Annotated in this window: 35 protein-coding genes; 25 read left to right on the forward strand and 10 right to left on the reverse strand. The window is 58.3% G+C overall.

All coding sequences use genetic code 11. The features are described from left to right. The 3 genes from AV059_RS22570 to AV059_RS20230 form a co-directional block, all read left to right on the forward strand. Positions 1–388: hypothetical protein (locus AV059_RS22570; protein ID WP_195156697.1), on the forward strand; the 388-nt coding region annotated here is incomplete at its 5' end. Then, positions 385–699, forward strand: a complete 315-nt coding sequence (locus tag AV059_RS20225) for a hypothetical protein (RefSeq protein WP_154021051.1) — start codon at positions 385–387, stop codon at positions 697–699. The genes AV059_RS22570 and AV059_RS20225, both read left to right, overlap by 4 nt. A gap of 1 nt (position 700) precedes the next feature. After that, entirely contained in the window at positions 701–1,090 is a 390-nt protein-coding gene (locus AV059_RS20230) for a helix-hairpin-helix domain-containing protein (protein WP_058997698.1), read from the forward strand. 35 nt (positions 1,091–1,125) lie between these two features. Here the strand turns inward: AV059_RS20230 and AV059_RS20235 are convergent, their stop codons facing one another. Beyond that, positions 1,126–1,494 carry a hypothetical protein gene (locus tag AV059_RS20235; RefSeq protein WP_058997699.1) on the reverse strand — a complete coding sequence of 123 codons (369 nt, stop codon included), beginning with the start codon at positions 1,492–1,494 and terminating at the stop codon, positions 1,126–1,128. Between the two features lie 353 nt (positions 1,495–1,847). Between AV059_RS20235 and AV059_RS20240 the strand changes: the two genes are divergently transcribed. Further along, positions 1,848–2,903, forward strand: coding sequence for a Cdc6/Cdc18 family protein (locus AV059_RS20240; protein ID WP_058997701.1), 1,056 nt, complete (start codon positions 1,848–1,850; stop codon positions 2,901–2,903). Between the two features lie 25 nt (positions 2,904–2,928). Here AV059_RS20240 and AV059_RS22155 read toward each other — a convergent pair whose 3' ends face one another. The 5 genes from AV059_RS22155 to AV059_RS20250 form a co-directional block, all read right to left on the reverse strand. Next, entirely contained in the window at positions 2,929–3,078 is a 150-nt protein-coding gene (locus AV059_RS22155; protein ID WP_154021052.1) for a hypothetical protein, read from the reverse strand. Further along, complete coding sequence (locus AV059_RS23045; protein WP_255356215.1) at positions 3,071–3,202, reverse strand: hypothetical protein; 132 nt, start codon at positions 3,200–3,202, stop codon at positions 3,071–3,073. The genes AV059_RS22155 and AV059_RS23045 overlap by 8 nt, the downstream gene beginning before the upstream one ends. A gap of 55 nt (positions 3,203–3,257) precedes the next feature. Beyond that, the gene (locus tag AV059_RS23050) at positions 3,258–3,389 is read right to left on the reverse strand and encodes a hypothetical protein (RefSeq protein ID WP_255356216.1); all 132 of its coding nucleotides are present in this window, start codon (positions 3,387–3,389) and stop codon (positions 3,258–3,260) included. Between the two features lie 40 nt (positions 3,390–3,429). Continuing rightward, positions 3,430–3,963, reverse strand: coding sequence for a hypothetical protein (locus AV059_RS20245; RefSeq protein ID WP_058997703.1), 534 nt, complete (start codon positions 3,961–3,963; stop codon positions 3,430–3,432). Between the two features lie 342 nt (positions 3,964–4,305). After that, a complete protein-coding gene (locus tag AV059_RS20250; RefSeq protein ID WP_154021053.1) occupies positions 4,306–4,596 on the reverse strand; it encodes a hypothetical protein in 291 nt (96 codons plus the stop codon). Positions 4,597–4,970: 374 nt separating this feature from the next. On the opposite strand from AV059_RS20250, the gene AV059_RS20255 reads away from it, so the two are divergent. From AV059_RS20255 to AV059_RS20285, 7 genes are all read left to right on the forward strand, one after another. Further along, positions 4,971–5,360 (forward strand): hypothetical protein, encoded by a 390-nt coding sequence (locus AV059_RS20255; protein ID WP_058997707.1) that lies wholly within the window; start codon positions 4,971–4,973, stop codon positions 5,358–5,360. A 159-nt stretch (positions 5,361–5,519) separates the two neighbouring features. Beyond that, complete coding sequence (locus tag AV059_RS20260) at positions 5,520–5,870, forward strand: hypothetical protein (protein WP_058997709.1); 351 nt, start codon at positions 5,520–5,522, stop codon at positions 5,868–5,870. After that, positions 5,867–6,145 (forward strand): winged helix DNA-binding protein, encoded by a 279-nt coding sequence (locus AV059_RS20265; RefSeq protein WP_058997711.1) that lies wholly within the window; start codon positions 5,867–5,869, stop codon positions 6,143–6,145. Before AV059_RS20260 ends, AV059_RS20265 begins: the two co-directional genes overlap by 4 nt. Continuing rightward, positions 6,142–6,498: a hypothetical protein gene (locus AV059_RS20270; RefSeq protein WP_058997713.1), complete on the forward strand. Its 357-nt coding sequence runs from the start codon at positions 6,142–6,144 to the stop codon at positions 6,496–6,498. Before AV059_RS20265 ends, AV059_RS20270 begins: the two co-directional genes overlap by 4 nt. After that, positions 6,495–6,857, forward strand: coding sequence for a hypothetical protein (locus AV059_RS20275; RefSeq protein WP_058997715.1), 363 nt, complete (start codon positions 6,495–6,497; stop codon positions 6,855–6,857). Before AV059_RS20270 ends, AV059_RS20275 begins: the two co-directional genes overlap by 4 nt. Further along, positions 6,850–7,110, forward strand: coding sequence for a hypothetical protein (locus AV059_RS20280; protein ID WP_058997717.1), 261 nt, complete (start codon positions 6,850–6,852; stop codon positions 7,108–7,110). The genes AV059_RS20275 and AV059_RS20280 overlap by 8 nt, the downstream gene beginning before the upstream one ends. After that, positions 7,103–7,405 (forward strand): hypothetical protein, encoded by a 303-nt coding sequence (locus tag AV059_RS20285; protein ID WP_228841850.1) that lies wholly within the window; start codon positions 7,103–7,105, stop codon positions 7,403–7,405. Before AV059_RS20280 ends, AV059_RS20285 begins: the two co-directional genes overlap by 8 nt. Before the next feature lie 675 nt (positions 7,406–8,080). Here AV059_RS20285 and AV059_RS22845 read toward each other — a convergent pair. Next, positions 8,081–8,323 (reverse strand): hypothetical protein, encoded by a 243-nt coding sequence (locus tag AV059_RS22845; protein WP_228841851.1) that lies wholly within the window; start codon positions 8,321–8,323, stop codon positions 8,081–8,083. 461 nt (positions 8,324–8,784) lie between these two features. On the opposite strand from AV059_RS22845, the gene AV059_RS20290 reads away from it, so the two are divergent. Continuing rightward, a complete protein-coding gene (locus tag AV059_RS20290) occupies positions 8,785–10,569 on the forward strand; it encodes a hypothetical protein (protein ID WP_228841852.1) in 1,785 nt (594 codons plus the stop codon). Between the two features lie 48 nt (positions 10,570–10,617). Further along, the gene (locus AV059_RS22160) at positions 10,618–10,923 is read left to right on the forward strand and encodes a hypothetical protein (RefSeq protein ID WP_154021054.1); all 306 of its coding nucleotides are present in this window, start codon (positions 10,618–10,620) and stop codon (positions 10,921–10,923) included. A gap of 66 nt (positions 10,924–10,989) precedes the next feature. On the opposite strand, the gene AV059_RS20295 is transcribed toward AV059_RS22160, so the two are convergent. Next, on the reverse strand, positions 10,990–11,271 hold the full coding sequence (locus AV059_RS20295; RefSeq protein ID WP_058997721.1) for a hypothetical protein: 282 nt from the start codon (positions 11,269–11,271) through the stop codon (positions 10,990–10,992). 114 nt (positions 11,272–11,385) lie between these two features. On the opposite strand from AV059_RS20295, the gene AV059_RS20300 reads away from it, so the two are divergent. Next, positions 11,386–11,724 (forward strand): winged helix-turn-helix domain-containing protein, encoded by a 339-nt coding sequence (locus tag AV059_RS20300; RefSeq protein WP_058997722.1) that lies wholly within the window; start codon positions 11,386–11,388, stop codon positions 11,722–11,724. A gap of 11 nt (positions 11,725–11,735) precedes the next feature. Here AV059_RS20300 and AV059_RS20305 read toward each other — a convergent pair whose 3' ends face one another. Next, on the reverse strand, positions 11,736–12,989 hold the full coding sequence (locus tag AV059_RS20305) for a tyrosine-type recombinase/integrase (RefSeq protein ID WP_058997724.1): 1,254 nt from the start codon (positions 12,987–12,989) through the stop codon (positions 11,736–11,738). A 327-nt stretch (positions 12,990–13,316) separates the two neighbouring features. Between AV059_RS20305 and AV059_RS20310 the strand changes: the two genes are divergently transcribed. Continuing rightward, positions 13,317–14,186, forward strand: a complete 870-nt coding sequence (locus tag AV059_RS20310; RefSeq protein ID WP_058997726.1) for a ParA family protein — start codon at positions 13,317–13,319, stop codon at positions 14,184–14,186. Beyond that, positions 14,179–14,649, forward strand: a complete 471-nt coding sequence (locus AV059_RS20315) for a hypothetical protein (RefSeq protein ID WP_058997728.1) — start codon at positions 14,179–14,181, stop codon at positions 14,647–14,649. The genes AV059_RS20310 and AV059_RS20315 overlap by 8 nt, the downstream gene beginning before the upstream one ends. Before the next feature lie 548 nt (positions 14,650–15,197). Here AV059_RS20315 and AV059_RS20325 read toward each other — a convergent pair. Beyond that, on the reverse strand, positions 15,198–15,596 hold the full coding sequence (locus AV059_RS20325) for a hypothetical protein (RefSeq protein ID WP_228841853.1): 399 nt from the start codon (positions 15,594–15,596) through the stop codon (positions 15,198–15,200). 488 nt (positions 15,597–16,084) lie between these two features. Here AV059_RS20325 and AV059_RS20330 point away from each other — a divergent pair, with 488 nt between their 5' ends. The 9 genes from AV059_RS20330 (at position 16,085) to AV059_RS20365 (ending at position 20,596) form a co-directional block, all read left to right on the forward strand. Next, positions 16,085–16,471 (forward strand): hypothetical protein, encoded by a 387-nt coding sequence (locus AV059_RS20330; protein ID WP_058997731.1) that lies wholly within the window; start codon positions 16,085–16,087, stop codon positions 16,469–16,471. Continuing rightward, positions 16,468–16,725 (forward strand): hypothetical protein, encoded by a 258-nt coding sequence (locus AV059_RS20335; RefSeq protein WP_058997733.1) that lies wholly within the window; start codon positions 16,468–16,470, stop codon positions 16,723–16,725. The genes AV059_RS20330 and AV059_RS20335 overlap by 4 nt, the downstream gene beginning before the upstream one ends. After that, complete coding sequence (locus tag AV059_RS22165) at positions 16,718–16,864, forward strand: hypothetical protein (protein ID WP_154021055.1); 147 nt, start codon at positions 16,718–16,720, stop codon at positions 16,862–16,864. Before AV059_RS20335 ends, AV059_RS22165 begins: the two co-directional genes overlap by 8 nt. After that, on the forward strand, positions 16,861–18,372 hold the full coding sequence (locus tag AV059_RS20340; protein ID WP_058997736.1) for a hypothetical protein: 1,512 nt from the start codon (positions 16,861–16,863) through the stop codon (positions 18,370–18,372). The genes AV059_RS22165 and AV059_RS20340 overlap by 4 nt, the downstream gene beginning before the upstream one ends. Before the next feature lie 43 nt (positions 18,373–18,415). Continuing rightward, on the forward strand, positions 18,416–18,862 hold the full coding sequence (locus tag AV059_RS20345; RefSeq protein ID WP_050037916.1) for a hypothetical protein: 447 nt from the start codon (positions 18,416–18,418) through the stop codon (positions 18,860–18,862). 43 nt (positions 18,863–18,905) lie between these two features. Further along, entirely contained in the window at positions 18,906–19,286 is a 381-nt protein-coding gene (locus AV059_RS20350; RefSeq protein WP_058997738.1) for a hypothetical protein, read from the forward strand. Further along, the gene (locus tag AV059_RS20355) at positions 19,283–19,765 is read left to right on the forward strand and encodes a hypothetical protein (RefSeq protein ID WP_058997740.1); all 483 of its coding nucleotides are present in this window, start codon (positions 19,283–19,285) and stop codon (positions 19,763–19,765) included. Before AV059_RS20350 ends, AV059_RS20355 begins: the two co-directional genes overlap by 4 nt. Continuing rightward, the gene (locus AV059_RS20360) at positions 19,765–20,076 is read left to right on the forward strand and encodes a hypothetical protein (protein WP_050037919.1); all 312 of its coding nucleotides are present in this window, start codon (positions 19,765–19,767) and stop codon (positions 20,074–20,076) included. The genes AV059_RS20355 and AV059_RS20360 overlap by 1 nt, the downstream gene beginning before the upstream one ends. Positions 20,077–20,146: 70 nt before the next feature. Further along, entirely contained in the window at positions 20,147–20,596 is a 450-nt protein-coding gene (locus AV059_RS20365) for a hypothetical protein (protein ID WP_154021056.1), read from the forward strand. Positions 20,597–20,621: the final 25 nt, after the last annotated feature.

A 20,621-nucleotide genomic window follows, 5' to 3' on the forward strand; every position in this document is an offset into this window, starting at 1 on the left:
GAGTAAGCGAACCCTCGTGCCACATCCTGGCGTGGTGGGAATCGTTGTGCTGGGCCTTGTCGCGGTGGCGCTCGCGATGGGTGCCGCGGGCGCTGTCTCACCGGAGACTGGTGCGTCTCCAGCTGTCGAACTCTCCGGGGCTGACAGCGTCTCTCCGGACACCTGCCATCTCCGGGGCCACACTGACCCTGCCGACGCTGACCGTGTTCTGATAGATGTCGCTGGCAGTGAGACGGCTACCATGACGGTTGACGGGCCGACGACATGGGGATTTGACGTGCCAGCGAACTCGACGGTGACTGCTGTCGCTGTCAATCTCGATGGGGAAGCCGACGTGCTCGCCGAGCGCCAGCTGACCGCCGGCTGCACTCTCATGGAGGGGTCATGATGTTCGTCAACGGCGGTGAGGTAGTTCAGGTGCTGGACAGCAGCGACCGAGGCGGCTACCCCGGCTACGCGACCGGCGAAGACGTGGAACAGCTGGCTGGGGAGGATACGGTCGTCGTCTTGAACGACGACGCACCGAGTCGGCTGGACCAGTGGCTGCCCTGGCGAGAGACGCGGCCGATGTCTGAGTGGGCTCCGGTCGTCGTGATTTGTCCCGACCGAGCCCCAGAGCCCGGAGAGCGCGTCTCCTGGGACCTGTGCCCGACGCCCGTCGACGGCGTGTTTGTCCGGGAGTACCGGGAGGTGGGCTGACGTGGAAGTTGACGGGATTCTGATGGTCGGTGCGGCACTAGTCATCCTCTTCGGGAACGCCTACGAGGCCGTTGCCGAACGCTTCGGCGACTGGTGGGACGATGGCTCGGAGCAAACGGCCGTCGACGAGGTTCATCAACTGTATCTGGACGACGAGATCGACGAGGACGAACTGGAGGACCGGCTCGAAATCCTCGTGGACGGTCGGGCCCGCACGATTCGAGACCTCGCCGACGACGAGCACGGGATTGGCGAAGAGATATCCCGCAACGTCGCTCGCGAGTTCGACACGGTTGGGGAATTTGTGGCTGCTGATGTTGAGGAGCTCAAAGCAATCGATGACGTTGGCCAGGAGCGAGCAGAAAGACTAGATCGGATTGACCCCAAGTGAACACACCGCCGCTGCCGCTGTCATCCGTCTACTGCTTAGAGATGATCCTGACAGCCGTTGATGAACGATTTGAGGCGTGATCCGACGGTTGGGTCGACACTCAACAGGATGCTGTGGCATCGTTCGTGCGGGAATTGGAAGACGTAGGCCTTCTCGTGGTAGTGGACAAGTGCCTGCTTGCTCCCCAGCGGTGCGTCTTCAGTTTTCAACTCTGTCAGTTCTGGAATCTCTCGAAACGTGTCGGCAACTGCGTAGTACTCTTCTTTTGAGTACTTGTCTTTGAGATTATCCCGGAGATAGACTACTTCGCAGCCATCTTCGTACAAGATAGCTATTGTCCGCAGAGACTCATTCACGGTTCTGCGGGCGTAGTCTTCTAATTCAGCGGTCGTCTCGTGGGGCATGTGGGGAACTCTCTCAACCACATACTTAGAAGTAGAGGCACCACCTCCTGTTTCGAATGTTATAATGGGGCGTTCTGATCTGTCGGTTCTCTTCCCCGCTATGTATTCGGGTTTCTGTCCCGAAATAGAGACTATGGGCTGCTCTAAGGCTAGTTTTGGTCCTACTCATATGTGGCGTGAATTATATCACCCGACGGGTAGTACACACACATGTTCCAAGCATCTGCGGGGAGGTGACTTTCACTTCCCTGTGTACTCGATTATCGCTTAGGCGAACCGCACTCGGGATAGATTCTCTGCTCCCGGAAATACAAGGTCCATTTAAATAGTCGTATATCCTCAGCAAAGACAGAATGATAACTAAAACGCAGGTTTTTGACGACACGTATTTTCCTCGTCGTCTCCGCCATCGCGAAGCCGAGATGGACTTCGTGACGAATGCGTTTGAGCCGGCAGTCCGCGGTCAGCAGGCTGATGATGTGTTGATTCACGGTCCTCAAGGCGTCGGCAAGACGATTCTCGCTCGGTACGCACTCAATCACCTCACACAGCGTACCGCCGTACAACACGCACGTATCGGCTGCCTGGGCAAGTCAACGGCCGGTATCGTCCGTACCGTCCTCGAAGACCTTCCGGGACCCGATCCGCACTCGACAATGCCTCGCGAAGATCTCTGTCTTGAGCTCCAGGAGCGCGTCGACGAGCCGACCATTGTGGTCCTCGACGAGGCCGACGATCTCCCGTTCACTGACGCACTGGGTCGGCTTGCCGATGTCGACGGACTCTCGATGGTCGTCGTCTGCCACGATGATGACGGGTGGCTCTCGCATGTCGACGACTCGATTCGGCATCGGTTCGTCGGCAACATCGTTGAACTGGGGACCTACGGCGTCGACGAACTCGCGGATATCCTTGAGGAACGACGGCAGGTCGGCCTCGAGCCCGGCGTGATCGATGAGGACCAGCTGCGGACGCTCGCCGATATGACTGCTGGGAAAGCCCGGCGAGCAATCTTCGCCTTGCGGGCCGCCGCCGAGCTGGCACACGACCGCCGCCATCGCGAAATCCGTAGCGAGGATATCGATGATTCACTGGACCGGGCAGACCAGCGACTCCGCCAGGAGCATCTCGCATCGCTTCCGTATCATCATCACGTGGTCTACGAAATCGTGCGGCGACACGGGCCACTCACCTCCTCGGAACTGCATGATACCTACGAGCGGACAGCCGAGTCTCTGTATCAAAGTACCGAACAGACGCCGATCGGCGAGCGAGCGCGACGGAATAAGCTCTCGAAGTTGGAAGCGTACGACATGATTGAGGTCCTCGGAGAGAACCGACACCGGGAGTACCAAGTCTGTGATACTGAGGTCAAATCAGAATTGGAGTTCAGGATTCGCGCTACCTGACTACCCTTTCAACCGCGGCCACACGTCATTCTTCGTCGAATTCAGTCGCTTGATACAGACCTTCTTTTTCTTCTTCATCATCGCTTGCCTGGATCGTCTGCCCATCAAGCAAGCTCTCTGTTTCAACGTCTAACCTCACTTCATTTTCGTCACCGTCGTCACCGTCGTTAGTCATCGCCTTGCTCCTTGTCGGAATCGCTTTCGTCCTTGCTGTTCGTTATGATCTGTCCTTCTAACAACGGCTCTGACTCAGCGTCGGAGCCTTCAGAATCGGAGCTACTGTCTTCGTCACCACTCATATGTAATGATTGTGCAGGCCAGGGTAAAAACGTTCAGATAGCGGGGTGAAAGTGGTTATCCCGACTCTTCATCTGACGAATTTTCATCAGGGCTACCAAACAGGAACTCACCTAACTTCCGCGGGCCATTAAATATACGCTGCCCCTCAAGGAGATCTTCCTCCTCAACGCGTTCTTGGTAGCTCATATTTGTATGTCGGTTTGTAGATTGATAAAAGTGTGCAGTTTTATAAATACGGAATCGCTGCACCGATAGCCAGAAACACCACACCAAAAATTAGACACAGGTGGCTTGCGCTAAGTAGCGTCGCATTGGTATCCTGGCGGTCTTCATTCTCTCTCATCCACGCAGCTTCGCTACGAAGCAAGAGAATCAACCAATCCTTCTCAGGATACTTTCTGTCTATTAGTCTATTAATGTCGTTGCCATTCAGTCCCGTGTTGACATCTGTAACGGTGTACGTAATTATAGCAAGAATGAATGAAATTAGTAATAATACAATCCCTGCCAGTGTCCAATTGTTGATGAAGACATTGAGGTTCAGACTCTGGGATCTTGCAAGCAACGAGACTGCTGTCAGGATAAGACCTAACAGGAGGCCATTCAGTCGAAAAGTCTTGGCAGCTTTGTCGTCGATCCGTCTGAATGATTCTATCTGATGGTCTAAAACGGCCCGCGCTTCCTCTTGAGACAGTCGCAATGATTCGATATCATGTTCTTCGGGATCTTTAGAACCACTATCCCCCGACGACCCACTCATGTTATTCGACTTAGACCATCTGCCATTAAAAAGGCTCACATCACAGGTACTTGGTCTCGCGGAAATGCAAGGGGGTCTTAATAGCCTCCTACCCGTCGGTAAGCACTGTATGCAGCAGTAGATCACCTCGCGCCATCGGGGGACCTGCCTCTAACAGGTCCCGGCGCGGGGTCGCGGTCCGTCAGCGGATGGATTCAGGAGCAACCGCAACCCATGCACAGACAGGCGTCAGTCTCTCAAAAGCAGCGTGGTATCGGCTATCGAACACCCCGTTATCGAAGTGTACCGTCAGCGTGCGGACTCCAGGTACTTGCAGCCAGTGTCTGCGGTTCGGATTACTCGCTACGAATCATCATCTGGCGGGCCTTCTTGGAGTCGCTGCGTGACTTTAGCAACCTCATCGTCAGTCAGATCTTCATCAAGCAGCCGTTCCCCAAGGTCTGTGATAGAGTAGTATTGCTCTTGCTTTTCAATCAGTTGCGCGTACTTGAGATGCTTCAGACGCCGATAGTACGTCGATTCTGGGACGGAGATATCAAAGTACTCCTTAAGAATCCAACGGATAGAACTCGCCCGTTGCGGGTACGTGGACCGATACAGAACAGTCAGTATCGGTCTGTCGGCCTCTTTCATACCATACACCGGGCGCATATGCACCCAAAGTTGGTCACTTCGGATTTGAAACCCACGGGTGGCTCCTGTATTAGCAGTAAGAACACCCAAGATGATAGTAATTGTTATTTTATAGAGTGCTTACCATCTCCAACAAATGAAAGTGAATACTCCCAAACGTATAAGTGCAGAGAACCTAATTACACGAGTGACTCACGCGGCGTCAGATGGCTCGCAGAAGTTCCTGCGACGCCCGCGCTACCACGCGGACGCCGCTATGGGCGGAAACCCATGATTAAACAAGACCCACACCGCAAAAAAGGAATCGACGTTTCGAGACCGAATAGAGCGCTTACTGGCTCTATCACGTTCCTAAACAACGGAGGGCTGTGCCCATGCTGAAACGCCTCCTCTCCAGCGACGAGCCTGACCCGGAACCCGAGCCGCCGGCAGTGAGCGTCCCGTTCGACGCCCTGCTGGACGTCGCCCAGTCCGAACGCCGCCGGCAGTGCCTCCGGACGGTGAACGAATACGGCCGACTCGACCTCACCGACCTCGCGGAGATCGTCGCTGCGGCGGAGGTCGGCACTGACCGCGACCAGCTCCAGTCCCAACAGCGCAAGCGCGTGTACGTGTCACTGTATCAGACGCACGTCTCGAAGCTGGACGACACTGAACTGGTGCGCTGGAACCAAGAGAACGGCACGGTCTGTGCGACTGTCGAGACGGGGCCGGCCGTCGATGCCCTAGACGATCTCGCGGACCGGACCGCTGGAGGTGTCTGAGATGGCTATCAAGCGGAACCCAGACACGAACACCGTGTCGGCCACCGAGTGCAAGCGCTGCCATAAAGAACTCGATGAGCAGCAAAGTCTGGCTGTCCATCTCCGGTTTCACTGTCCCGAAACGCAGCAGAACCAGACTGGTCCTGGAGGTGCGGCGTGATGGCGACGCACAGCCGCGACTCCAGCGTCGACGCCGGCGACGATCTCGTGGTCACGCTCGAGGACAACGGAGACCAGCTGTTGATCGGCGGCGAGTCGTCGACGGATGCCGACCGACATGTCGCTCTCGCCATCGATCACGGTGAGGACCTCAGCGTCCAGGAGCAACAAGACCTCGTCGACGACCTACGGCCGGCTCTCCGGACGCTGGTCGGGCGACCGATGACGGGCCACACGTACGGTGTGGATCTGGACGATCCCGATGTTGTCGCTCCACGCTGGCCGTCAGCTGACGACGCTGTTGTCGTCGGTAGTGACACCGAGGAACCTGCAGAGAGTGATTCAGAATGAGTCTCAACTACGACAAATTGGCCTATATCGTCTCAAGCGACAACCGCATCGCCGTCATGGAAACGCTTCGCGACAGCCCGTCGACGCCGTCGACCATCGCGAAGGCTACCGACCGAGATATTGCGCACATCTCCCGGGCGATCCAGGAGCTCAGAGAGAAAGGCCATGTCGAACTGAAAGTCTCCGAATCGGTCAGGAAAGGTCGCATCTACGGGCTGACCGAACAGGGAGCGATGCTCGCGGGCGATCTCTCGGAGGTGAATACTGGCCGATGACTGTCCCCGACCGAGAAGATCTCCGACCGGACGCAACGGAGTGCAACCACCACGCCGAACGAGCGCTGAAACTGCTCTGGGAGAACCCGAACAGTCGCGCAGTTCGGATCGATTCAAATCCGAATCCGATGTTCGTGACCGTCGAGGCCGGTGACCTCGCGTTCTGGTGTTACAATTACACCTGGAAGTGCCAGGAGCAAAAACCAGTTGCCGCGGCGTTTGGACCATTCGAGACCGTCGTTGACCAGCTGCACGGCTACGCGAATGATGACTACCCTATCGGGACCGTCTCGAAAGCCCGGATGGACACTGAACGGAAGCCCCGGCCCACTGGACTGGGTGATTTCGCATGACGGTCAAACACGAAATCACTGACCGGCCTGTCGAAGACCTATCGAAGCCCGCACTCGTCGCTGAGTGGTCCGAAATCTGCGAACAACTTGCCTCTGGGACTGCGACCGTGCGCGACGCGGCGTGGGACCGACGACAGACCCTTTGGGCTGAGATGCGCGACCGTACGGACGGGGTCCCACCGGCCTGCCCAGAGTGCGGTGCCCGAAGCTGGTCGCAAATCTTTGGCGGTGCCAAATCCTGCAACGGCTGCGAGTTCCAGCCGTCGGCCGAGGATATGGATCTCATTGACGCAATCGACAGTTACTGGTCGGCAGTCACTGCGGTCGGCTCTTCGCGGAGCGTGGTCCAAGATGACTGACGCTCAAGTGAACCAAACGCTCACGCCGACCGGCTGGGCGGTCAATCTCGACAACGGCCATTCCGGCATCTGTTTTGAATGGATTGCCGGGAGGACGATGTGTGGGGAATCATTTGATTCTGAAGCTGTCGAGAAAGAGTGGTATAGCGGCGCGCCAGAGTCTCGCGACGAACCACACGCCACGCAGTGTTTCGACTGTCACAACTGGTCCGCAGCTGCCAGAGATGCGATGCGGGGGCAGACTGATGTCTGAACCAGTCCGCCTGCGGGTCCGAGCCCGCCGCAACCAGAACGGCTCTGTGCTGGAGTGGCACCCGGAAGACGAAGCCGACGCAAAGGATGCACTCGACAGCCCGTGGGCGCTTATTCGTGACCTCTACGGGGCTGTCGACCGGTCGACGGTCTCCGACGGCGACCTCGTCGCGGTGGTCGAAGCCTGGCCCCGTTCCGGTGACGTCATCGACGTGATCGTCCTCGAGGCCCACTCCCGCAGCGAGAGTGCGACCGAACGCCTGCGGATGCAGGTCAGTGCGGAGGTCGCACAATGACCATCCCGTCGCCGTCTGACGTTCGTCTGACGAGAATAATCAACACAGCCGACGTATTTAACACAGGTGCGACCAAACCGAATCAACATCAAGCACAGAGAAAACACTCACCGCTAATCGGTGAGAGGCAGGACGCCGGGGTCGCGCCAACGACCCCGGCTGAAAAGGTGAGACTGCTGACTGTGGTTCTCACCTACTGCTTCTTGCTGATATGGAATAAGCGTTGTGCCCGAACAGAGAGAGTCATCTCTACGCTGTTGTTCGGCCTGCTCGCGTCGCCAGATAGCCGTTAGACTGTCGTCAACGAAGAGAATGACGAGATTCGATGTTCGCTCTGAGGGGTCGATAGACTCTGCAGCAAGCCTTTCACTCGGTCCGGACGCCGTCTCCAGCCCGACGGCTCTCAATCGAGCTCTTTGGAACCCGGATACCCAGCTCTCTAATACGCTCTTGACAGCGCTACGCCAGCTCCTCGAAGACGTGCCTCGTGGGGAGCGGCGGGCGAAACTGGTCCAAGAGTGCGGTGTCACGGCGCTCACAGACGAGATACCCGGCGTTAGTGATGAACATCACTACGCGACGCTGGCTGCTCAGGCAGTCGACTCCCAGATGCAGTGGTTCCGGCTGCTGGAAGTGTCTCGCCAGCTCGGCGGAACCACATCTGTCGGTCAACACTCAACGCTGGATGATGTTCTGGACGGCCCGATCGCGATCCTCGAGGCTGCCGATGTCCACCCAACGCTCGCCGTCGACGTGCGTGAGCTGTGGGATCTTGCACGAACTCAGCGCTCGAGTCTGGTTGAGTTCCTCGTCGAACTGTCTGCCGGCGTCGAGATCGTCCTGACGAACGCGACTCCCCGAGTCCAGCGTCATCTCCTCTCCGAGTTTGATGAGGTCCTGCCGGCCAGCGTTACTCACTCCCTGGAGTCGCGCCTACATGGGTCCGACTCCGTGTCGACTCGGACAGCAGAGCGCCGGCGACACGTGCGCGACCTCCTAGCCGACCGAGGGGCAAGCCACGACGACTGGCGTCGCCTCTACGCTGTCGCAGACGCTGACAGAGAGCAACTGACCTACGATAACCTGCAGAACCACACGCTCCTGGAGTGGTCCTCTCGCGAAGCCCTGCGTGCGTGGGTGAAGCGGATGGCCGATGCTGACCTCGTGGAGTCCTACGGCTCCTCACAGGAGCGCACTGTTCGCCTCCTGCCGGCAGGGTATGCTCTCTTGGACGAACACCCGGACTACTCCCTCGAAACATCGTCTGCCCCGTCTACTGGCGGGTCGGGACGTACTGACGTAGAGCAGCATGGAGTGGATACCAGCCAGCGGTCCGATGATGCCACCGTGAGCGACCCCCAAAAAACCACGACAGTTCCGTGTACTCCCCAACCGGCGAGGGAGGGATGGGGGACCGGCCTGCCAGCGAGGCCGCAACGGCCACCCGCGGCGGCTCCAGCACCGCGCCGGATGTGTCATATCTCGATGGCTATCAACACGATGCAGCCGTCTCGGCGGCCGATACCGGGGAGATCGCCCTCTGCAATCGTCCTGTCGATTCGACTGGCGACTCGCGAGGCGTCGCCTGGTCGTACCTCCAGGAGCGCGACGAGGCCGTCGTCGAGGTCGAAGCAGCAGGCCACCAGGCCCACACGCTAGTCCGTCTCTGTGCTGCGTTACTCTCGGAACCGGCGTTTCAGCAGGTCTTAACGACGAATCGGCTGGCCGGCGGCCCAGATCGCGACGGCCTCGACGGGCTGCCGGTTTCTGACCCGTATCTCCTCCGGGACGGCGGCTGTCTCGGATGGCTGCGGAACGAGGACGCCGATGCGAAGGGCCTCCAGTCACGCCTTCGGCGAGCTCGCGATGAACTGCTGTCGATGACCTCCGACATCGATGTCCAAGAGGACAACGACGAGAACAGTAGCCTGTCCATGCTGGCACGGAACGCACACGGTCTCTTGGGAACTGTCTCCCGCATCTACGATATGATCGGCATCGACATCACCCGAGTCATCAAGGTCCCCGACTGGGCCGTCTCGAATGCCTGTCGTCGAGGTCACATTGCGAAGATGATTGCGACCCAGACAGCGGTCTCCAGCCGCTACGGGCTCTATTCCGCGTATCGCGTCCTCTACGAGGACCGCGTGGATAAGCGGTCGCAACTGCTCGCGACGCCTGACGTTGACGCAGCTGACCCGGTCGGAGATGTAACCGGCAGCTGGGTCCTGGCCGGGCCCACCGTCGACTCGCTCCGGGGAGATCTCCAAGACCTCGACGATCATCTGGACCTGCAGGACGAGGCCGACGGATTCTCAGCATTCATGCTGGATCTCAGTATCGTCGACGGTGACCGACGGGAAACCGTCGCGACTGCCCTGTCTCGACAACTATCCCTCAAATCACTGAAACCGACCCGAGAGACGGTGTCGATTCTCCACGCGCTGACCAGCGACGTTTTCGCTGCGGCGCGAGCTGTCTATCATCTCGGTGGAGAAGCCGATCGGCCGCGGAATCTTACTCCTGGAGACATCCGCTACGCACTGTCGGAGCTGAACGTCGACGAACTCCTGCCCGATTTCGGACCTCGGTCGGTCTCGGCAGCAGTGATGAAACTGCTCGATGTCGATGAACCGCTGGCGACGGGCGACCTTGCAGACCTCCTGAACGTCTCAACACAGACGCTTCGTAACAACGAGACGTACTTTGCCGATCTCGAGGCCGCCGGCGTGATCCAGCGCGAGGATCTCGGGACCGGTCGAGCGACGGAATGGCGGATTTGCCTCCCATTCGACGGCGAGGAGGCCGATCCGAGGACTGCAACCCCTACCCCTGATGTGGACATAGACGCCTACGGACCGGCATTCTCCGACGAAATGGCCGTTATCGTGGAGACAATCTACCGAATAGGTCATCGCGATATCGACTTCGGTGATGAGCTGACGCTCGCGGTGACTGGCGGCGATCGCCTCGACGAGTGGTTGGAGATCCACCGCGACACCGCTCCGTTGTTGTCGCTGCTCGCTCACCTGCAGGGAACCACGCTCGAAAAACTGACTGATGGTGCTGAATCAGTGCGTTACCAACCCCCCAAACCAGTCATTCTGGGCTGTGATCCGGATCCGACGACGACGCAAATATCCCTCGAAAAGTCTACTCCGTAAAAAAATATAATCACACATAAAACAAACTCGCTGTAGAAAAGAACACCTATGGAAAAACCAGAAATAACAGAAAAGTACATTGACCTTTCAACCGGTGATCAGATTCGGTTGCAATCACAGAGGACACAGGGTGAGTTAAATAAGGAAACTTCTCTCAAAGCAGAGGTATCTGAGCAGGTTGATGGTGGGGCATTCGTAGATCCAAAAACCATTGTTTTCTCAGAAGATGGACAAAAATATCACCTTCAGCCTTTCAAATCCGACGTAATCGAAATTGACCTACATAAAGTCAATCCTGATGGTTCCCGTGAATATCTCGGTGTGCTGACTGAGCTTGATATTGAGACATCTTGACATTATATACCCTCCCCGAATTTGGTTACAACTTTTCAAATAGAAATATCGTATCCACAACGACTGTTAGTCGAACCCGAAGGGCACGTCGCCGTCGTTGGATTTCAGATAGTCCACAGCGTCTTCGACGCTGGTAAGACGGACGTTCTGTCGGTGTCCACCGCCGTAACCTTCAATCGGAGCATCTGGGTCGGAGACCATGTCTTCGAGCAGGTCTCGCCCGTGTCCTTGCTCGTGAGACGGAAGCGTCATGTTGACGACGGTGTCAATCTGCTTCTTGTGACCGCCTACGACCTGATTTCGGAGCATTTTTCGAACGATTCGGTTTCGGATTTCTTTGTCTTCCATCTTTCTGTACTGTTGTATTGAGGCTACACCTACTTAAAGATGTTGTCTTGTTACAACAGGGTTGTTTTGATAGAACAACGCTTAAGTAGATCCCCATCTGATTACCTAACAGAGATGGCAGCCGAAACCACTGACAGTGAGGCGTTCGCCGACGGAACACCGCTCGTCGAACTATTCGGAAAACCAGCCCGGGCAAAGCTCCTGAGCGTATTCGTCGACGAGCGGGAAAACGACCTCTCGATTTCAGAGGTGTCTCGGCAGGCGGGCATCGCACGGTCCACCACCTACGACCACCTGGAGTTCCTGATTGACCTCGGTATCGTCGAAGAGACGCGAGAAACCGGCCCGAGTACCCGATACCAGCTGAACGGAGACAGCCCGATCGCGGAGCGACTCTACGAGCTCGACGGACTGGTCCTCCGGCAGCTCTTGGAATTAGATGACAACGTGTAGCTGATAGTGGATCAATTGAACAACCCCTCTAACTCGTCACGCATCTCTTGACGCCGATGACGGCGCTGCTCGGCTTCGGAGAGGTAGTTATCGAGAACGACACCCTCGTCAGTGGAACCCTGCTCCTCGGCCACGTCGGCAAAGCGCTCGGCGACACGCCGGACAGCATCCCCGTAGGTCGTGTACCAGAACCGTCGCCCGAGCTTCGGGGTCGGACGCTCGCCGTCGACAGTAACGTCGGCCTCTTCAGCGAGGCTCTGGAACCGGCGACGAATGGTCGACGTGGAGATGTGGCCGCTCCTCGAGCGTGAGGACGGAAACAGAAACCCGTTCCAGCCGTCGCGATTGGCCAGGTCGTCGAGACGTTCGTCGACGGCATCTAGTCCCGTCAGCAGTGAGACGCTCCCCGGCCCGTTCTTCCGTTCACCTTCTTCGAACTCGATGTGGGGGCCGCCTTCTTCGTCTCCTGCACCGAGGACGAGCTGCCCTACGCGCAGCGCTGCGGCTTCGCTCGGACGCAGACCCCAGCCACAGACAGCGATGACGAGCAGACGGTCCTCGTCGGTTTCTGCAGCAGCGTGGAGCACGCGGACTTGGTCGGCCTCGAGGGCAGGGTTATCCCACTCCGGTTCTGAGTCCCACCCCATCCGTTTTTCTAGACGGTAGGTCGGGTCAAAATCGGCAGCCCCGAAGTCGACTTGGTGTTGGTAGAACTGCCGGACTTCCTGGACGTATTTGAGCTTCGAGGCGTGCGTATTCAGCGCATCTTCTTGCCGTCGGAGCACGTCGAAGGTATCGGCGACACGGTCTTTCTCTTCGGCTCTTGACCCCTCACAGATGCCGGTGAGGAGGTCGTCTTCCCCGTGGACGTTCTGGTAAACGCGTACGTATTTCCGGAGCACAGACCGCCGCGTGTTGACGGTGGCTTCGGCGCGGCCCTGGCGGGTTGCGAGCTCCTCCAAATAATTATCCAGCGCTTCCTGGGTCGCATCGTCTTCGACGAACCCGAAGGGTTCCTCGGTCGGTGGGTCCTTGGGAGGGACCCCGATCTCCTCATAGAACTCGCCGGGTGAGAGGTCTAACTTCCGGGAGAGGTGACCAACAAAGCCCGCGTAGCGGTCTTTCAGCCACGCATAGGGAGGGGTTTCCGTCCGGGGATCGAGGCCGTCGGCCCGCATCTCCGGCTTGATTTCATCGTGGTAGAACGCTTCGCATTCGGTGAGGCTCATCGTTGAGTAGCGCGGCGTGTCGGTTGTTCTGGACATTGTTTGAGTTTCTTGCGTGATTCGGCCCTGACAAGCGGGTTCCTCAGTGTTGGACCGAATCTAAGAATGCCGTTTTCTCGTACGACAGTAATTCGTTCTCTATACTGATAGGTTTTGGTGTGCAGGTTTCTGAGTGAGAAAACGTCGGCAACACACATGCCCCCGATTTTGACCCGATAAGCCGTAAACTGCATACCGCTATACCGAAACTCACCCCTCGACCAATCTGTGTCCTTGTCAGTCGGGCGTCTGACAGACATTTATTTACCATAGGGACCACAGACACAACATAGGTCACAGAGACCACAGAGACAACAGGGAAAACAGATGACACATAGACTCACCGTCGCAAGTGCGAAAGGAGGGGTTGGCAAGACGACTGTTGCCATCAACCTCGCCGGCGCGCTGAATGATCGCGACCACGACGTTCTACTCGTTGATATGGACCCGCAGGGGGTCGCAACCGAGGGTCTGGGACACGCGGAGGCCTACGACGCAGAACCACCGACGCTGGCCGACACACTACTCGCCGGCGACCGCAGACACCTGGCCCAGGAGCTTCTCTTGGATCATCCCGAGATGGACCTCCTGCCCAGCAACGTTGATCTCCTCAACACAGAACGCGACCTCACACTCGCCGACGTTGCTGCAGACCTTCAGGACCGTGGCGTCGACGCCACATCGGTAATCCAGAGCGGGACGCTCCTGGAGGACACCTGTCTCGACGAGGACCTGCCGCACGCTCGCTACCAGCTTGACAAAGTGCTCCGCGAGGTCGAGGATGACTATGACTACGTCATCGTCGACTCGCCGCCGTACTACGGCGAAATCCTAGACAACTGCCTCTACGCGGCTCCGAACGTCGTCATCCCAGCACTTGCCGAGGGCACGTCTCAGCGCGCTGTCGAACTCCTCTACGACGAACTCGACGCGATGGAACGTGAGACTGACGTACGTTGTATCCCCGCGCTCGCAGTTGCCAATCGCATCCGTGCGTCGACGAACGAGGCCAAGGAAATGCTGGAGTGGTTTGACGCGGCATTTGCGGAGACTCCACTCATCGAGATCCGCGAACGCGTGGCCCTGCAGTACTCGTTCGACGCCGGCGTAACACTATTCGAGTACGAGCCAGGCAACGATATGACTGACCGCTTTACCGACGCCGCGAAACACGTGGAGGACTTCTTCAATGAGTGACGACACCGACACCGAGAAAGACATGGACCGCGCTGCACGAATTGGCTCACGAAATCACGACCGCCGTCAACGCCGTGATGACTCACAGGAACAACAGGAATCACAGAAGTCACAGAGCCAACAGACATCACAGGAACAACAGACTGGGTCCGCGGATAGCGAATCTGTGGAACAACAGGAATCACAGAAGTCACAGAGACAACAGAGACCAGAAGAACAGCCGGTAACGGAACGCCGGCACGATACCTACTACCTTCGTGACGACCTTCGTAAGGAGGTCAACCGGCTGACTGTTGGCACGTTTGCGGAGGTCGAGGCCACTCATGGTGTGGATCTCGACACTAACCGTCATCGACGCCCGCTGCTACTCTTACTCGGAGCTGAGAGGCTTGCCGAGATGGACGATGACGAGATTCTGAGTAAGCTCGTTGACGAGGACGTCCTGGACGATCCAACTCTTTAAAAATGCCATCTTGGGAAAGTCTGTGACAATACCGACTGCTCCAGTACGATTCTCGGTTACTATTTAATTACCTTCTCGACCCGACGCTCGGCCTTCCACTCAGAATAACCGTGGTCCCATTCGAGATGTGCTTTCATTTCATCCGGCCGGAACTCTTGAATACAAAACGATTCGGGACAGCTGAACCTCTCGTTCATTCAAATATTACCCATCGGAACGAACACGAGTAACCCATCTTGCACGACAGGAGCGAGTGCGTCACCCGCCGATATGTCAAGATTCTCCGCCGTACTTTTTGGTATTGAGATATGTAGGGTGTCGCCCGAACCTATCTCTTGCACCTTCCGCGCTTCGACGGGAGTGAACGAATCACTCATCAACAGAATCCTCCGGTCCATGTTGACATTCTACATTTCCCCCGAGTTATCGCCAGCCGCGGATTCGTCGTATTCGGTCATGCAAGGAGACGATCATCGCGAGCGGTCGGCGACACGATCTCGTAGTGGATCTCCCCCTCTCCGAGAAACTCAGCATTATACGAGAAATCCTCAGAGATGCCGAACTCCCTCCGAATATCGGAGGGAGACACCACTGGACGTCTGTCTTGATATCCACTGGATCGATATCGAACTGCCCTGGAGGGTCCTCGACCTCGTCATAATCGTCGCCGATGAACAGAGCGACTGTGGGAGACACCACTGGACGTCTGTCTTGATATCCACTGGATCGATATCGAACTGCCCTGGAGGGTCCTCGACCTCGTCATAATCGTCGCCGATGAACAGAGCGACTGTCAGCGATGAATCGCCGATCTCCTCGATCCCCAGTCGACAGGTATCGTCGACGTCCAATCCAGCAACCTCCCGCCACTCCTCGTCAATGCTCAAGTAGAGTGAGAATCCTCCACGCAGAACCACTCCACGCCCCATCATTGCTGTCCTCGACATACCAAATCGTTGTTGAGTAACTAGAATAAATGCATCGGCCTAGACCATTACAATACATTACAACACCATTACAGACCCTAACACAGCCATTACTCAGAATTACAGATACTGACAGAACATTGTGAGAATCGGGTCGTCTTTTTAATGTCCCAATCACCCGCCACGCGTCCGCGGCTTGGCCGCGGCCATGAGGACTCAAATCATGGGACAAACAGAAAGCGACGGTATACCACCTGATAGCGGGGTAAATCCCGAAGATCGGTGGTGGACTGATTGGAAAAACATCGACGAGCAGCGACGCGCGCGAGACCGAAAAGAGGCAGCTGGAGCAAGCCGCGACCTGTCCACTGCAGAACTGGCTGGAGGTGGGGCGTGATTGAGATAGCCGTCGCGGTGACTCTCTCAGCAAGCGTTCTCGGTGGAATCGTTCTCGCTGTGGGGACACACATCGATGACAACCAGATCCGCGCTGCGCCAGGAGAGTCGGCATGACTGACGGAGAGGTTGCAGTCCGTCAGCACGGCCAGGAACACGCCATCTCTGCCTCACGACTGGATGGCCAGATTCTGGCCGATCTCGATGGCGAGACACCGGCCGTCCAGATACCCGCCGACGTCGACGTCTCCTACCACGACGGCCCCGAAGACGACCTCGTCACAGACGGGGCTGGGATCGAGCGAACTGAAGTCGAAATGCGAGGATTCGCATTGCCGGAAGAAATCTCTCGGTGGGCACTCGTCGTCGCTGGCGTCCTCCACGTCGCTGGAGGTGCCCTGTTCGGGACCGGCTCCAGTATGACAGGATTTGCGGCCCTGGCCGGTGGCGCGTTCCTGGGCTACATCGGCTCTCGGTCGGCCTGGAGTGATCGCTCATGACCCAGACTATCACCCGAATCCGCGATGGCTGGGACAGTGTCGATGAGTCCCTGGCAACGGCTGCAGACCGGCTCACCAACTCGTTTGCTGGGGCGGCTGTCGCCGGGATCAACCTCGGTTTTGGGTTTTTCTTCGTGCTGGCCACCGCTAGGCAATCGGTGGCGGCTTCGCCGGCGATGACGGCGGTCGCTGGTCTCCTCTCACTGAGTATCCTCCTGTCAGGATTCATGCTCGCGTGGGGTGACGATGTCTGACCTACCAGACATCCGGATGTCCGATGCGTTCCGTGAGTACATCCGCGAACTGCGCGATGCGGAGTTGTTCGACTTTTCAGACGTACAGGCAGACAACCAGGGGATCGCCCACCCGACGACGGGCACACAATTCAAATGACTAACAAACCATTCACAGCAGCCCGCTCGCTGTTTCTGGTCGTCTTACTGGTCGTCTCGGCAGTCGCCGGGACCGGCACGGTGGCGGCCCAGCAGAGCGGAACGCCCGTAGCGGACACAACTACCTCTGGCGAGGTCACGATCCAGTCGTATAACGTCAGCTGGGATCCTATCCAGTACGAGAACAACAACGGCGAGCTCGTCGCCCATCCTTCGCATGTGAACGAGTCGGTCGACAACCCGTACTCGTTCGTCGCGACGGACATCGAGGTCGCTGACTACGGCGTCTTCCCACGGAAGAGCGCCGAATCCGACAACTCGGCGAGTGCGCTCGACGCGAGCGAGTGGTCGACCACAGTCAGCGACACGACGAACACGGCCCTCTCCGCGAGCGACGTTGAGACCGCACCCGGCGTCGACGCGGTGAACATCGCAACGGGTGGCTCGATGGGGTCGGGCGATACGGCCACGGCGACCTATTCGAACTTCTCGGTCACGAGTGACGAGAAGAAGCGATATCTGCAGGTCGCGATGGACGTCAACCAGCTTGACACCGCCGCTACCGTCGACGTGAGAGTCGTCGACGAAAACGGTGACTACTACGTCGCCGAGGTGAACGCCTCCCGGAGCTCCGGCGAGGACCTCATCGGAAGCGCGGGCGAGGGCTACGTGTTCCAGCGCCAGCTTGGCGATATGGAACTCGTTGCAGCCGGTGACGGCACCTTCGACAACATCGAGAAGACGGAAATCGTCATCGCCGATGCTGACGCGGATGTCTCCGTCGCGGCGGTGAACGTCCAGAAGATGTCAACCTGGGACCTCGGAACCCAGCTGGAAGACACGGACGGCGACAGCGAGCTCGAGGAGTCGGACATCTTGGAGATCTCGTCGCCGGGCGCTGTGTCGATCACCTCGCTGGATTCGATGGGGCAGACGTTCCAGAAAGGAACCATCCACGACCTCACGATTGACTTCGCCAGCAACCGGAGCGACCGTGATGCTGACGAAATCGTGACCGAATTCAACCAGACCGACCAGCGACCCGGGTACTACGGGACGGCGACGATCTACATGCCGACCGGCCTCCCATCAGCGTACGAACTGTCGTACGCGGACGTCAAAACAACCCAGACGCAGGCGTTCCTCGCCGACCGGTACATCGAGGTCAGCTACGCCGAAGGTGTGGGTGACACAGCGCCGAAGAACATCAGCTCTTGGACGGACATCACGTCCTCGTTCAGCTCACAGGGCGCGAACGTCACCGTCGACGACACGCTCCAGCCGGGCCAGACGAACTACGTCGTTCTCAATCTCCAGTTGCAGGAGAACGAGTTCAAGAACACCAAGAATGCCTTCGCGACCGCTGGGGCCGCCGTGATGGGTCCCGGCGGTAGCGGTGGCGGCCTCGGTAGCATCCCGCTTGTTGGAGGCGCGCTGGCCACGCTGGGCAGTCTCTGGGCGTACGTCAAAGGCCTCGTTCCGTTCATTGGGCCATCGCGAGGGGCGTGATTCCGATGACGGACGCCACACCCCCGCCAGGAGGTGAGCGCTGATGGGGAAGTGGACAGATCGGCTCAGGGAGATTGCGAACGTGTCCAACGGTAACTGGACGAATATCCTCCCGAAGACGCTACTGCTGCCGGTGATTGCGTTCTTCGCGTCGTTAGCGGACGCAATCGGGGCGTTCTTCGATATCCCGATCAACACCGGGCTCGCGCTCGGCGAAGGGATCGGCGGCCTCATCGATTCGTTCCTCGGTGGTGGCGCGAACATCATCCAATCCGGTGCAGCAGAGTCTGCATCATCGCTTGGCAGTGGTATCTGGGCCCAGTTTGGCCCGTTGACGTTCGCTGTCGCAATCGGTTCGGTGGTCCTCGGCGCGCTCATCATTGCTCGGGCCCGCAGCGAAGAGTCGACGTCGAACATCTTCCCCGGGGCCGGTGGCATCGACGCGCCAGAATGGCTCCCCTTCGTCGGAGCAGAGGAGGGCGAGGAGTGATGGTTCGGGGGCCGTCGGCGTCGAGACGCGGAGGTGAGGCCGAGTGAGTGGTGACAGCGGCCGCGCTGCGAGGTTGCTCGACGGCTCCACGGATCCGTTGACGACCGACGGCGGGACCTCGGTTGACTGGAAAAGTGTCCTGATGGCATCGCTGGGTGCCATCTCGACAGCGTATTTCTCGTCGGCCGCCGATCTCATTGGGACGTTCTTTCAGTCCTGGATCATCGGCCCGGCCAGCGAGTATGCGACGGTAATGGAGAAAGCCGTCGGGTTGCTGGTCCAGAGTCCCGGCGTGGCTGTCGATGCGGCATTCCAGCAGACCGAACGGTTCATCGATGGCCTCGGAATCTTCGCGTTCATCGGCGCGCTCGCGTTCGTCGTGCTGATGGCACTCGTGCTTGCGGAGGCGCGATCGCGATTATGAGCGAACAGTCGTTAGTCGACAAGGCCGTCGACAGGGTACTCGACTCGAGCGAACTGGACGAGCTCATTAGTCGCCGAATCACTGAGTACGTGATCGGCGCGGTCGCGGCGCTCGTGTTCCAGATTGCGGGTGTCATCGAGAGCGGCTACGGAATCGTCGAGAATGCTATCAGCGCTGCTGGCGGGTCCTTGTCCGAGACTGTGTCCATGTTCGGTGACGGACTGGCGCTGATGGCAGAGGGTTGGCAGTCGTTCCTCGTCTCCATCGCTGTCGCGTTCGGGCCCGCTGCGCCGCTCGTGTTGTTGCTCCTCTGGACGGCGACGTTCGTCGCGATCGTGCTGGCGATCGTCGCGTTCGGACCAGCAGTCACGGACCTCCTGGGTGCGATCCCAGTAGCTGGGTCAGTCCTGGATGCAGTGCTGACGTTCGTCCAGGAATGGGCGTATCGTCTCATCGAGTTCGCACGAGGTGACGGCTGATGGGTGTCCGAGAGTTCCTCAAGACAGTATCTCGCCATCCGCTCGCGAAGGCAACCGGCGTCTCTGCGCTGGTTGGCATCATCATCAAACTCCCGCTGGTGGTCGCACTGGTCGGGACGCTCTGGGCACAACTCGGGACGCTGTTCACGGCGTTCTCAGTGACGGCGTTCTCGATTGCACCGCGTGTCCCGTTCATACCGACCGGGATCGCTCAGAACACTGCGCTGGTCATCGGCGGCCTGTTCGTGGTGAAACTGGTCGTCGTGAAGGTGCTGCACAGTTTCTACAAAGAAATTCAGAAATCAAACTAAGGAACATGACAACTCAAGACACCGCACAACTGACGAACCGAGAACAGACGCCGAAGGGAGGTGAGGACTCGTGGCACTGGACGTGCTGATGGGACTCCTTACCGGGTCGGTCATCGCGACGATCATCGGCTTACTCGCCGTGGGGGCGCTGGCTCTCTGGGCCTTCGAAGAGTACGAGGAAGCCAACGACAACGTGGAACTGGTCGAACGCGTGGGCGAGCGGGCCCGTGTGACGACCGGTGGAATCGCAGGCGGCTTTGGTTCGCTGGCGGTGGTCGTCACGTCGATCATGGTGACGATCGGCCGGGAGCTAGCGATGGCGGGCGGCGAACTTGCTCCGCTCATCAAGGCCGCACCGGCACTGACCGGTGAAATTCTCCTCGGCGTGCTGGCCTATCTCCAGATCAAGGGCTATGTCCCACTGCAACCGTGGCAGCTCGGAGCCATCGTCATGGCCGTCCTGGTCGTGACGATTGTCGCTCGGTACGGTACGAGCGGAGCCAGCACACGGAGGGCCTAACGCGCCTGTCGGGCATTCCATTCCT

This window comes from Haloarcula sp. CBA1127 (assembly GCF_001485575.1).
GTDB lineage: Archaea > Halobacteriota > Halobacteria > Halobacteriales > Haloarculaceae > Haloarcula.

What these genes read in the sequence shown, in the direction of transcription:
- AV059_RS20360 (WP_050037919.1), top strand. Translation starts at nt 19,765, where the DNA reads ATGGGTGTCCGAGAGTTCCTCAAGACAGTATCTCGCCATCCGCTCGCG.
- AV059_RS20275 (WP_058997715.1), top strand. Translation starts at nt 6,495, where the DNA reads ATGACGGTCAAACACGAAATCACTGACCGGCCTGTCGAAGACCTATCG.
- AV059_RS20305 (WP_058997724.1), bottom strand. Translation starts at nt 12,989, where the DNA reads ATGTCCAGAACAACCGACACGCCGCGCTACTCAACGATGAGCCTCACC.
- AV059_RS20335 (WP_058997733.1), top strand. Translation starts at nt 16,468, where the DNA reads ATGACCCAGACTATCACCCGAATCCGCGATGGCTGGGACAGTGTCGAT.
- AV059_RS22165 (WP_154021055.1), top strand. Translation starts at nt 16,718, where the DNA reads ATGTCTGACCTACCAGACATCCGGATGTCCGATGCGTTCCGTGAGTAC.
- AV059_RS20245 (WP_058997703.1), bottom strand. Translation starts at nt 3,963, where the DNA reads ATGAGTGGGTCGTCGGGGGATAGTGGTTCTAAAGATCCCGAAGAACAT.
- AV059_RS20295 (WP_058997721.1), bottom strand. Translation starts at nt 11,271, where the DNA reads ATGGAAGACAAAGAAATCCGAAACCGAATCGTTCGAAAAATGCTCCGA.
- AV059_RS23050 (WP_255356216.1), bottom strand. Translation starts at nt 3,389, where the DNA reads ATGAGCTACCAAGAACGCGTTGAGGAGGAAGATCTCCTTGAGGGGCAG.
- AV059_RS20325 (WP_228841853.1), bottom strand. Translation starts at nt 15,596, where the DNA reads ATGTCGAGGACAGCAATGATGGGGCGTGGAGTGGTTCTGCGTGGAGGA.
- AV059_RS20255 (WP_058997707.1), top strand. Translation starts at nt 4,971, where the DNA reads ATGCTGAAACGCCTCCTCTCCAGCGACGAGCCTGACCCGGAACCCGAG.
- AV059_RS20355 (WP_058997740.1), top strand. Translation starts at nt 19,283, where the DNA reads ATGAGCGAACAGTCGTTAGTCGACAAGGCCGTCGACAGGGTACTCGAC.
- AV059_RS20345 (WP_050037916.1), top strand. Translation starts at nt 18,416, where the DNA reads ATGGGGAAGTGGACAGATCGGCTCAGGGAGATTGCGAACGTGTCCAAC.
- AV059_RS20315 (WP_058997728.1), top strand. Translation starts at nt 14,179, where the DNA reads ATGAGTGACGACACCGACACCGAGAAAGACATGGACCGCGCTGCACGA.
- AV059_RS22155 (WP_154021052.1), bottom strand. Translation starts at nt 3,078, where the DNA reads ATGACTAACGACGGTGACGACGGTGACGAAAATGAAGTGAGGTTAGAC.
- AV059_RS22160 (WP_154021054.1), top strand. Translation starts at nt 10,618, where the DNA reads ATGGAAAAACCAGAAATAACAGAAAAGTACATTGACCTTTCAACCGGT.
- AV059_RS20240 (WP_058997701.1), top strand. Translation starts at nt 1,848, where the DNA reads ATGATAACTAAAACGCAGGTTTTTGACGACACGTATTTTCCTCGTCGT.
- AV059_RS20265 (WP_058997711.1), top strand. Translation starts at nt 5,867, where the DNA reads ATGAGTCTCAACTACGACAAATTGGCCTATATCGTCTCAAGCGACAAC.
- AV059_RS20235 (WP_058997699.1), bottom strand. Translation starts at nt 1,494, where the DNA reads ATGCCCCACGAGACGACCGCTGAATTAGAAGACTACGCCCGCAGAACC.
- AV059_RS20280 (WP_058997717.1), top strand. Translation starts at nt 6,850, where the DNA reads ATGACTGACGCTCAAGTGAACCAAACGCTCACGCCGACCGGCTGGGCG.
- AV059_RS20270 (WP_058997713.1), top strand. Translation starts at nt 6,142, where the DNA reads ATGACTGTCCCCGACCGAGAAGATCTCCGACCGGACGCAACGGAGTGC.
- AV059_RS20260 (WP_058997709.1), top strand. Translation starts at nt 5,520, where the DNA reads ATGGCGACGCACAGCCGCGACTCCAGCGTCGACGCCGGCGACGATCTC.
- AV059_RS23045 (WP_255356215.1), bottom strand. Translation starts at nt 3,202, where the DNA reads ATGAGTGGTGACGAAGACAGTAGCTCCGATTCTGAAGGCTCCGACGCT.
- AV059_RS20250 (WP_154021053.1), bottom strand. Translation starts at nt 4,596, where the DNA reads ATGAAAGAGGCCGACAGACCGATACTGACTGTTCTGTATCGGTCCACG.
- AV059_RS20300 (WP_058997722.1), top strand. Translation starts at nt 11,386, where the DNA reads ATGGCAGCCGAAACCACTGACAGTGAGGCGTTCGCCGACGGAACACCG.
- AV059_RS20330 (WP_058997731.1), top strand. Translation starts at nt 16,085, where the DNA reads ATGACTGACGGAGAGGTTGCAGTCCGTCAGCACGGCCAGGAACACGCC.
- AV059_RS20225 (WP_154021051.1), top strand. Translation starts at nt 385, where the DNA reads ATGATGTTCGTCAACGGCGGTGAGGTAGTTCAGGTGCTGGACAGCAGC.
- AV059_RS20285 (WP_228841850.1), top strand. Translation starts at nt 7,103, where the DNA reads ATGTCTGAACCAGTCCGCCTGCGGGTCCGAGCCCGCCGCAACCAGAAC.
- AV059_RS20310 (WP_058997726.1), top strand. Translation starts at nt 13,317, where the DNA reads ATGACACATAGACTCACCGTCGCAAGTGCGAAAGGAGGGGTTGGCAAG.
- AV059_RS20340 (WP_058997736.1), top strand. Translation starts at nt 16,861, where the DNA reads ATGACTAACAAACCATTCACAGCAGCCCGCTCGCTGTTTCTGGTCGTC.